The 9,850-nt window shown below is 53.7% G+C and carries 13 protein-coding genes and 1 pseudogene; 6 read left to right on the forward strand and 8 right to left on the reverse strand.

What is annotated here, in order from left to right:
- The 5 genes from ispF to K5905_RS18725 form a co-directional block, all read left to right on the forward strand.
- Nucleotides 1-665, forward strand: a 665-nt coding sequence (ispF, locus tag K5905_RS18705) for a 2-C-methyl-D-erythritol 2,4-cyclodiphosphate synthase (protein ID WP_297586544.1), incomplete at its 5' end; no start/stop codon positions are given.
- Between the two features lie 7 nt (nucleotides 666-672).
- Nucleotides 673-1,197 carry a CinA family protein gene (locus K5905_RS18710; protein WP_297586546.1) on the forward strand — a complete coding sequence of 175 codons (525 nt, stop codon included), beginning with the start codon at nucleotides 673-675 and terminating at the stop codon, nucleotides 1,195-1,197.
- An 88-nt stretch (nucleotides 1,198-1,285) separates the two neighbouring features.
- On the forward strand, nucleotides 1,286-1,753 hold the full coding sequence (locus K5905_RS18715) for a hypothetical protein (RefSeq protein ID WP_297586549.1): 468 nt from the start codon (nucleotides 1,286-1,288) through the stop codon (nucleotides 1,751-1,753).
- A gap of 139 nt (nucleotides 1,754-1,892) precedes the next feature.
- The gene (locus K5905_RS18720) at nucleotides 1,893-2,369 is read left to right on the forward strand and encodes a hypothetical protein (protein WP_297586551.1); all 477 of its coding nucleotides are present in this window, start codon (nucleotides 1,893-1,895) and stop codon (nucleotides 2,367-2,369) included.
- Nucleotides 2,370-2,472: 103 nt separating this feature from the next.
- The gene (locus K5905_RS18725) at nucleotides 2,473-2,907 is read left to right on the forward strand and encodes a hypothetical protein (RefSeq protein ID WP_297586553.1); all 435 of its coding nucleotides are present in this window, start codon (nucleotides 2,473-2,475) and stop codon (nucleotides 2,905-2,907) included.
- 121 nt (nucleotides 2,908-3,028) lie between these two features.
- Here the strand turns inward: K5905_RS18725 and K5905_RS18730 are convergent, their stop codons facing one another.
- The 8 genes and pseudogenes from K5905_RS18730 to K5905_RS18765 all read right to left on the reverse strand — a co-directional run.
- Nucleotides 3,029-3,481, reverse strand: coding sequence for an SRPBCC family protein (locus tag K5905_RS18730; protein ID WP_297586555.1), 453 nt, complete (start codon nucleotides 3,479-3,481; stop codon nucleotides 3,029-3,031).
- Nucleotides 3,482-3,516: 35 nt separating this feature from the next.
- Nucleotides 3,517-4,491: a lipoyl synthase gene (lipA, locus tag K5905_RS18735; RefSeq protein WP_297586557.1), complete on the reverse strand. Its 975-nt coding sequence runs from the start codon at nucleotides 4,489-4,491 to the stop codon at nucleotides 3,517-3,519.
- A 56-nt stretch (nucleotides 4,492-4,547) separates the two neighbouring features.
- Complete coding sequence (locus K5905_RS18740) at nucleotides 4,548-4,964, reverse strand: thioesterase family protein (protein WP_297586564.1); 417 nt, start codon at nucleotides 4,962-4,964, stop codon at nucleotides 4,548-4,550.
- A gap of 17 nt (nucleotides 4,965-4,981) precedes the next feature.
- Entirely contained in the window at nucleotides 4,982-5,221 is a 240-nt protein-coding gene (locus tag K5905_RS18745) for a GlsB/YeaQ/YmgE family stress response membrane protein (RefSeq protein WP_297586559.1), read from the reverse strand.
- A 19-nt stretch (nucleotides 5,222-5,240) separates the two neighbouring features.
- Nucleotides 5,241-5,489 carry a GlsB/YeaQ/YmgE family stress response membrane protein gene (locus tag K5905_RS18750; RefSeq protein ID WP_297586560.1) on the reverse strand — a complete coding sequence of 83 codons (249 nt, stop codon included), beginning with the start codon at nucleotides 5,487-5,489 and terminating at the stop codon, nucleotides 5,241-5,243.
- 310 nt (nucleotides 5,490-5,799) lie between these two features.
- The gene (gene lpdA / locus K5905_RS18755) at nucleotides 5,800-7,242 is read right to left on the reverse strand and encodes a dihydrolipoyl dehydrogenase (protein WP_297586561.1); all 1,443 of its coding nucleotides are present in this window, start codon (nucleotides 7,240-7,242) and stop codon (nucleotides 5,800-5,802) included.
- Nucleotides 7,243-7,314: 72 nt separating this feature from the next.
- A complete protein-coding gene (locus K5905_RS18760; RefSeq protein ID WP_297586562.1) occupies nucleotides 7,315-8,640 on the reverse strand; it encodes a pyruvate dehydrogenase complex dihydrolipoamide acetyltransferase in 1,326 nt (441 codons plus the stop codon).
- A 16-nt stretch (nucleotides 8,641-8,656) separates the two neighbouring features.
- Nucleotides 8,657-9,706 (reverse strand): annotated as a pseudogene (locus K5905_RS18765) (pyruvate dehydrogenase complex E1 component subunit beta); the annotation flags it as partial.
- Here K5905_RS18765 and K5905_RS18770 point away from each other — a divergent pair.
- On the forward strand, nucleotides 9,600-9,850 hold a 251-nt coding region (locus K5905_RS18770), incomplete at its 3' end, for a hypothetical protein (RefSeq protein ID WP_297586566.1). The pseudogene K5905_RS18765 and the gene K5905_RS18770 sit on opposite strands and share 107 nt — an antisense overlap.

The raw sequence follows: 9,850 nt of genomic DNA on the forward strand, positions 1-9,850 counted from the left end.
CGGATGACACCAGCGTTGCCGAATGGAATGGCATGACCATTCAATTGAGTGAAGGCGATCCGCTCAATTTCAAAATAACAACTGCGGCAGACATGCGCCGGGCACAACACCAAGCGAGCATCCTATTCATGACCAATGACGGCCAATCCCGAAGACCACTCTCCGAACTGACAGATATCCGGACCGGTATCGGCTATGATGTTCACGCGTTTGACGACGGTGAGGCGGTTATCCTTGGCGGCGTCGAAATCCCCTACACACGAAAACTAAAAGGTCATTCCGACGCGGATGTGGTCCTGCATGCAATTACCGATGCAACCCTTGGCGCAATCGGAGACGGTGATATCGGTCAACACTTTCCTCCCAGCGACCCGCAATGGAAAGGCGCTTCATCCGACCGGTTCCAAAGGGACGCCATGCGCAGACTGTCCGATCTTGGCGGTCGCATCGCCCATATTGATGTCACTATCGTCTGCGAGGAACCCAAGATAGGTCCGCACCGGAATTCTATCCGCACGTCGATAGCACGGATATGCGAAATTCCGGAAAACAGGGTGTCGGTGAAGGCCACGACCTCTGAAAAACTCGGCTTTACCGGCCGAAAAGAAGGAATTGCAACCCTTGCAAGCGTGACTGTACGCCTTCCGCTCCAAGATGATGAGTGAGGAAAACATGATCGATAAAGCACCGCAAAGCTTCGACGACCTGGCTCCACTAGCTGCACTCGTTTTGGAAGAATTGAAATCAAGAGGCATGATGGTCGCAACTGCGGAATCTTGCACCGGAGGGATGATTTGCAGCTCCCTGACAGAGATTTCCGGATCATCAGCCGTGGTCGATCGCGGGTTTGTAACCTATTCGAATGAGGCAAAGGTCGATCTTCTCGGTGTCTCCCCGGAACTCATTGAGAAAGTCGGCGCTGTCAGCAAGGAAGTCGCAATCGCCATGGCCGAAGGGGCTTTGTCTCGTTCCAATGCCGACGTGGCCGTATCGGTCACCGGAATTGCCGGCCCAGGAGGAGGCAGCGAAGAAAAGCCCGTTGGCACAGTCCATATCGCCATTGCCTGCAAAAATCAGTCAATCAGGCACGCGCCCTGCCTGTTCTCAGAGCGGGACCGCAAGCAGGTTCGCCTGGAAACAGTACAAACAGCACTTAGTTCAATTTTAAATGCGCTGACTGAGGAAAGTGCTCGTTAACGCTCCCTCGAATTCGGACTGGGTTTCCCAAAAGGTCAACATTATAGAGAACTTATCCCGCCACGAATGGAACGTGCTCTCCGTCATCATGAAAAAGTTCTCAGCAATTTTTACATTCCTATGTCTTTTAACCGGATCGGTTCACGCAGGTGCAATTCCGCGCCCCGGAGATTTCTTCCTAATCTCCCGGAACGACGGCGGGATCTTTGTCGGCAGTCACAAACTGTTTGAGGAGTATTCATCCGGACTGACAAAGGTCTCCTATTGCCAACGAGACTATTTCGTCCGTGCGCAATCTGTCGCATGGACACAAATAGAGAGCAAACGCGGAAACACCGTGCGTATCGAACTCAACTTTGGTCGCGGCTGGCGTCCGATCTGCCTGGAACCTGAAACCCAGGTAACTTTGAAGGACTTTGGCATTTCCATAAGTGCTGAAGACTTTCTGAAAGGCGAATTGGACGAAAACTCTCCCAAGAGCAGACTTTCGGCTGTCCGCGCTGTCTTTCAGACAAAAAGCCCCGAAGAGGAAAACAAGAGCTATCACACTCGTTGAGATTACTTTCTCGAAAATACTTTTAGAATTTTAGTAAAACCTCCTCACCCGCAGAAATCCATTCTATAAACTAAGGTTATATGTTGCCGCCTGGCCGCAAATTATCCGCGAAATGAATTCGCGGCACGGGATCCAGGATATGTCAGTCCAAAAAATTCTCTATGCTGCAGGTGTGTTAGCCATGTCCTGCACGACTTCATTGGCAGGAAGCAACTTTCCGCTACCCGGAGACACTTATATAATCTCCAGAGACAGCAACCGTGTCTTTCGTGGATCCCATCGCATTTACAACCGTATGTCAGACGGTCTTGTGGAAGTCGAGTATTGCGGGCGCGCCTATTGGGTACGTTATGCCACCATCGCCTGGACACAGCTGGAAGTCGAACAGAACTACGCTGTCAGAGTTGAATTCAATTGGGGCAAAGGCTGGCGCCCGATCTGCAACCATCCAGAAGAACAGGTAACACTGAAAGGCCTTGGCATCACGGAAGATCCACGAGTAATCGTGCAGAACGACGGTGCATCGGTTAAACGGGTAAATCGTTTCGCTGCAATTCGAGAATCCTTTCGTCCCGAAAGCGGCGACAACGCTGCAGCATCATTCCATTCCAAATAACAAAATGACAACTTAACCCAAGGTAAGGCTTGGGTAAGCAAGACAATGTATTTCTTACAAAAGAGGCTGGGCATCTTGAACGCGTAGGAAAAGGAAAACGGACATGAAACGCTCTTCGGCGTGCCTGGCTGCAGCCATGATTGCCAGCTTAGGACTGACAGGGGCCGCGTTCGGTCAGGGCGATTATTACATCCGCTCACAACATTCCAACGGCAGTTTCACCGGTTCTCATGAAATCCTGACGTCTCCCAAAAAGGGGTTTTATCAGGCTCGCTACTGCGATCGTGCGTTCTGGGTTTCATCCAACACTGTTATCTGGACCGAAGAACAGACAGCTGAAGGCCGCAGACTTATCCTGGAAGAAAATCTCGGCGCAGGCCGCCAGGTGGTCTGCGCCGACAATACGGCATTCGCCACACTTGATGACCTAGGCCTGGCTCCAGGAGAAATAGAAAGAATCCGCCGCGACTACGGGGCAACGGACATGAAGTCCAGCCGCCTTAGAACCATTCGGGACGCATTCAAACAATTCAAGTAGCGAGATGAGAATTGCCAGCTTTAGCGTTTGGGAATTTCGCAGAATCAAACAGCGTCATATGACGCGTTGAAATCTCTGATTTCAGGCAGCACTAGGTGTTTCAGGTTTTACCGACAGCGCTTTAGGTTCCGTATACCTGGTCTGCACGTGCTTCAAAGGCACTGGAGAATTTCCTGAAGGCCTTGTCGAACATTACCCCCATCAGGGAGCCAAGCGTTCGGCTGCGGAACTCATAGGAAATATAAAATCCGACGGAACAGGTCTCCTCATCGGCATCTTCAAACGTCCATTTGTTTTCCAGATGCTTGAAGGGACCGTCGAGATACTCAACCAGTATGGTTCGCTCCTCGGGCCGCAACTCCACTCGGCTGGTGAACGTTTCCTTGAACAGCTTGTAGGCGACCGTCATATCGGCAACTAGAACAGTGCGCCCGTCTCCAAGGTCTTTGCGTCCCCGTATGTGGAGATCCTGGCAAAGCGGCACGAATTGCGGATACTGCTCCACATCTGCAACGAGACGAAACATGTCGTCTGCATTGTGATTGACCTTGTGGAGAGAGGAAAAGCTGGGCATGCAGTAATTCTGATCCTGTTCCGTTGCGCTTTTCTTCAGTGACCGAGTTTCGCCAGTCTTGCGGCCTTCAGTTCCGCGAAATCTTCGCCTGCATGGTGCGACGAGCGGGTCAAGGGGCTGGCCGAAACCTTCAAAAACCCTTTTGAATAGGCAATTCGCTCATAACCCTTGAACTCTTCCGGTGTCACAAAAGACATCACCGGATGGTGTTTTTTCGACGGTTGCAGGTATTGCCCGATTGTCATGAAATCAACATCGGCGACCCGCAGATCGTCCATGAGCTGCAAAACCTCATTCCGCACCTCTCCCAATCCTACCATGATACCGGACTTGGTGAACATTTCCGGATCAAGTTCCTTCACCTTCTGGAGAAGGCGGATCGAATGAAAGTAGCGTGCACCCGGACGCACTTTCAGATATTTGGATGGCACAGTTTCAAGATTGTGGTTGAACACGTCCGGCTTGGCGTCGACCACGATTTCAAGCGCACCGTCTTTTCTCAGAAAATCAGGTGTCAGAACCTCGACGGTAGTCGTGGGTGACGTCTTTCTGATAGCACCGATCACATTGGCAAAATGGTGTGCGCCACCATCATCAAGGTCATCCCGGTCAACGGAAGTTATGACAACATGTTCCAGCCCCATGGCCGCAACGGCGTCGGCCACACCCTGCACTTCTTTTGTATCTACGGCACCAGGCATACCTGTGCGTACGTTACAAAACGCGCAGGCGCGTGTGCACGTATCACCCAGGATCATGAAGCTGGCATGTTTTTTCGACCAGCATTCACCGATATTCGGGCATCCGGCTTCCTCGCACACGGTGACAAGGTTATTGCCGCGCACAAGTTCCTTGGTTTCTCGATAGACAGGTGAAGTCGGAGCCTTGACCCGGATCCATTTCGGCTTGCGCTGGATCGGATTGTCCGGACGGTGGGCCTTTTCCGGATGGCGCGGACGGGCGTCCGTTTCCTGCTGAGGGCGATTTAGCGTGTCGACGATCGTAACCATAGGCCCCTAACTGTCGGTATTCCCTTGAAAGGTCAAGCGATAAAGCGAAAGTGCAGCTATGTGTCCAGTGCAGGTCTGGTAAGCACTCCAAACCGGATGCGTGCCTTTTCGCTCAACGGTTGAGACTTTCTTGTTTCATCGTTCATTTGAACGATCACTGTTGTTGCCCGCGCAACGGGTTTTCGATCTTGAAAAACCATTTGAAGCAGCTTGAAAGAGCTGCGCCCGACTTGCGCGACTGCTGTCCCGATTTCAACGGAGCCCGGCCAATTGACCTCGGCTAGAAAATCGAGTTCCAGACGAGCAATTACAAAAGCGGCCCCATCGTCGGCAAGTCCGTCACCGACAAGCACCTCGACCCGTCCTGTTTCAAGAAAGGTCGCAAACACAGCGTTATTGACATGTCCTTGTCGGTCGGTGTCCGCATACCGAAGCTTGTCACTCGATTTGAGCGGAAAGTCTTCGATTTCCATTGAAAGATGCCGACCGGTCAATTTCGAATTTTCCGCCATAAGAACAAGAACAGGATTGCCCCGACGGTTGCAAGTACGAGCTGGTCAAGAATGCCGCCCGTTACCTGTAGCCTGAACATCTCAGCAAGCTTACCGCCGATAAGAGCACCTATTAGGCCAACAACAAGGTTCCCCAGAAGGCCTCCTCGGCTGTTAAGCACCCGATGAGCGACGGCTCCCGCGATAAGTCCGATAATGATGGAAATGATCAAACCCATCGCGAGTTCCCTCGAGCGTTCAGGACAGGACCCTTGCAATCAATACGACTACGATCGCACCAATTGCCGCAACCACTATTTCGTTCACGTAGGCATTGCCCAAGTCCAGATTGATGCCCGCAAACTTGAAAATAAATCCGCCGACGAAAGCGCCAAGAAGACCCGTGAGCAGATATCTGATCAGGCCACCGCCGCCGACGATCACACTTGCAAGCCAGCCGGCAATGATGCCAATGGCAATCCAGATTAGAATTGATTTTGCATCCATGAAGTTTCCCCCTTTCGGTCAACCCGTCCTTTGGCGCTCTTTGGCGCACCTCCGGGCAACTTAGTGTAACCGAAGGTTGATCCATCACAACTCTTAGAAAAGCTGACGAGTTCCGGATCTGTGAGAAACATCTCGATTTCGATCAAACGGAACCGGAAACACCGCAATTTTGAAGACAATCGTCAATACTGCCAAGACTCAAAGTCATGTTGATAACGTCGTCTTCGCTCGAACAACCGGTCGAGAAATCATGTCTTGAAAAAAAGAATGTCCCGGCCACATATGTCACCGGGACAAATCTTGAAAAGAATTACATGTTCAAAGCGCGGCCATAAGCGTCCAGAACAGATTCCTTCATCATTTCGGAAAGCGTCGGATGCGGGAAGACCGTGTGCATCAGGTCCTCTTCCGTGGTTTCCAGGTTCATGGCAACCACATACCCCTGAATGAGCTCGGTCACCTCGGCACCGACCATATGCGCACCAAGCAGTTGTCCGGTCTTGGCGTCGAAGATCGTCTTGACCATGCCGTCGGGCTCTCCAAGTGCGATTGCCTTGCCATTGCCGATGAACGGGAAACGGCCGACTTTGACGTCGTATCCGGCCTCTTTCGCTTTTGGTTCGGTAAGACCGACCGACGCGACCTGCGGGTTACAGTAGGTACATCCCGGGATCATCGACTTGTCCATGGGATGAACGTCCTTGCCGGCAATCTTCTCGACGCAGATGACCCCTTCATGTTCTGCCTTGTGAGCCAACATTGGCGGGCCTGCAACGTCGCCAATAGCGTAGACACCCGGAACATTGGTGCGACCATAACCATCGATCACAACGCACCCACGATCGGTTTTAACGCCAAGTGCTTCCAGTCCGAGACTCTCGATATTACCGACAACACCCACAGCTGAGATCAGCTTCTCAGCGGTCAGATCCTGTTTCTTGCCATCCTTGGTCTCGACCGTGGCAGTCACACCACCCGCGCCCTTTTTGACCTGAGACACCTTGGCATCCAGCAGAAACTTCATGCCCTGCTTTTCCATCATCTTTTTGGCCATGCCGGAAATCTCCGGATCTTCGACCGGCATGATGTTCGGCATCATTTCAATGACGGTAACGTCGGCCCCCATCGTTTTATAGAAAGACGCAAACTCGATGCCGATCGCTCCGGAACCCATGACGATCAGCGATTTCGGCATGGAGGGAGGAACCATTGCTTCGAAGTAGGTCCAGATATCCTTGCCATCGGGCTCAATGCCGGGAATGACGCGTGGGCGCGCACCGGTAGCCAAAATGATGTGCTTGGCCTTGTAAACGCCCTCACCTTTCGTTCCCTTGGGAAGGGGGTGTTGAGGTTCCATGGCCTTCTTGGCGGTTTTGGAAACAGTGACTTCGCCGACCTTGGAGATCTTGCCTTCACCCCAGATGACGTCGACCTTGCTCTTTTTCATCAGGAAGCCGATGCCGGCATTCAACTGACCGGAAACGCCACGGGAACGTTTGACGACGGCCGCCGGGTCGAAGGAGATCTTTTCTGCAGACAGGCCATAGTCCTTGGCATGCTGCATGTAGTGATAGATTTCCGCAGAGCGTAGAAGCGCCTTGGTCGGAATACATCCCCAGTTCAGGCAGATGCCGCCCATATGTTCCCGCTCTACAATAGCGGTTTTAAGCCCGAGCTGTGCAGCGCGGATCGCGGTCACATAACCACCCGGCCCGGAGCCGATGATGATTACATCGTAGTTGGTATCAGCCATGGTGTTTTCCCCGGCGAAAGAAATCATCGTTCAAAAACGGCGCGGCGTCACCACCGCGCCGGAGAGCAGGTCCTAGACCAGCATGCTCATCGGATTTTCGATGTACCCCTTGAAGGCAGCGAGCAGTTCCGCACCGAGCGCACCATCCACACAGCGGTGGTCAGTGGACAACGTCACGGTCATGACGGTGGCAACGGCCAGCTCACCGTTTTTCACAACGGCTCTCTTTTCACCTGCACCAACGGCCAGGATGGTTGCATGCGGAGGGTTCACAACAGCCGAGAAGCTCTTCACGCCCATCATGCCCATGTTCGAAACCGCGGTGGTGCCACCCTGGTACTCTTCCGGCTTGAGCTTGCGTTCTTTCGCACGCTTGCCGTAGTCCTTCATTTCGTTGGAAATGACCGACAGCGGCTTTTCCTCAGCCCGACGAATGATCGGAGTAATCAAACCACCCGGAATGGATACGGCAACACCAACATCGGCGTGTTTGTGCATGACCATGTTGTCATCCGTCCAGGAAACGTTTGCATCCGGAACATCGCGCAGACCAAGAGCCAGAGCCTTGATGGTCATGTCGTTGACCGAAAGCTTGTAGGCCGGTTTTCCATCCTTGTCTGTCGCAGCCGCGCCATTCAACTGGGCCCGCAGGGCCAGAAGTGCATCCAGTTCGCAATCCACGGACACGTAGAAATGCGGGATCGTCTGCTTGGACTCCGTCAAACGCTTCGCAATGGTCTTGCGCATGCCGTCATGCGGTACAAGTTCATAGCTGTCATCGTCAAAGAGCTTCAGAACCTGATCCGAAGACGGTCCGGTTGCCGGAGCAGAAGCTGCGGCGGCCTTCGGTGCATCTGCAGTTGCGGGAGCTGCTTTTCCGGTACCCGCTGCAAGTGCACTTTCGATATCGCGCTTGACGATACGGCCATGCGGACCCGTTCCAGACAGAGCCTTCAGATCCAGACCGTTCAACTGTGCCAGGCGGCGCGCCAGAGGCGATGCGAAGATACGTGACCCGTCGGCAGAAACCGGAGCCGGGCCGGCGGGAGCTGGAGCTGCGGCTGGAGCCGCCTCGGCAACAGGAGCCTCTGCTGCGACTGAAGGAGCCGCAGCTGGAGCAGAACCTCCGCCGGTATCGATCGCACCGGCATCCTCGCCATCTTCAAGAAGAACGGCGATCAATGCATTGACCTTGACGCCTTCGGTGCCGGCCGGAACGACGATCTTGCCGATAGTACCTTCGTCTACGGCTTCCACTTCCATTGTGGCCTTGTCGGTCTCAATTTCGGCGATTACATCGCCTGCTGAAACCTGGTCGCCTTCCTTTACCAGCCATTTGGCAAGGTTGCCCTCTTCCATGGTAGGGGAAAGGGCCGGCATGGTGATGTTAATTGGCATGTCCGTCTCCCTCGCCTCAGGCCGTGTAGGTTACGGCTTTGACCGTTTCGATAACTTCCGCAACGCTCGGCAAAGCAAGCTTTTCCAGGTTTGCAGCATAAGGCATGGGCACGTCCTTGCCGGTTACGCGCAAAATCGGTGCGTCGAGATAGTCAAATGCTTGTTCCTGAACCTGATATGCGATTTCCGATGACACGGAACACATTGGGAAGGCTTCCTCGACTGTGACGATACGGCCTGTCTTGCGAACAGAAGCAAGCACCGTCTCGATATCAAGCGGACGAATGGTGCGCAGGTTGATGACCTCGGCGGAAATCCCCATTGCGGCCAACTCTTCGGCAGCCTTCATAGTGTAGGTCATGCCGATGCCCCAGGACACAAGCGTGACGTCAGTTCCGCCCCGCTCAACTTTCGCTTTGCCAATCGGCAGCACGAAGTCCTCCATGTCCGGGATCTCGAACGATTGCCCGTAGAGGATTTCGTTTTCCAGGAAAATCACCGGATTCGGATCACGGATGGCAGCCTTCAAGAGACCTTTTGCATCCGAGGCCGAATAAGGCTGAATCACCTTCAGACCGGGCACGTGAGCGAACCAGGAAGCGTAGTCCTGCGAGTGCTGCGCGGCAACGCGGGCCGCAGCACCGTTCGGACCACGGAATACAATCGGAGCGCCCATCTGGCCACCGGACATATAGAGCGTCTTCGCGGCTGAGTTGATGATGTGGTCCATCGCCTGCATCGCGAAGTTGAACGTCATGAATTCAACGATCGGCTTCAGTCCCGACATCGCCGCACCAACACCAAGCCCGGCGAAACCGTGCTCGGTAATCGGCGTATCGATAACACGCTTGGCGCTGAATTCGTCCAGAAGACCCTGGGTGATCTTGTAGGCACCCTGGTATTCTGCGACCTCTTCACCCATGACAAAAACGTCCTGATCCCGGCGCATTTCTTCCGCCATGGCATCGCGAAGTGCTTCACGCACAGTCGACGTTTTCATTGCGGTCCCGGCAGGAACTTCAGGATCTTCAACCGGTTCGGCGACGACGGGCGCCGCGGGTGCAGCAACAGCTGCCGGAGCACTCGGCGTTTCGGCGTTGAACGATGTTCGGCAGAAGGGTGTCACCAATCATGCGGTTTTTCATCCCCTGATGCAGGAAGCAGCTTTCGAGCGTCTGCGGCTGGCGTCGCTCCTGACAGGCACGTCCAA

Origin of the sequence: Roseibium sp. (genome assembly GCF_025698965.1) — a bacterium.
In the GTDB taxonomy this organism is placed as follows: domain Bacteria; phylum Pseudomonadota; class Alphaproteobacteria; order Rhizobiales; family Stappiaceae; genus Roseibium.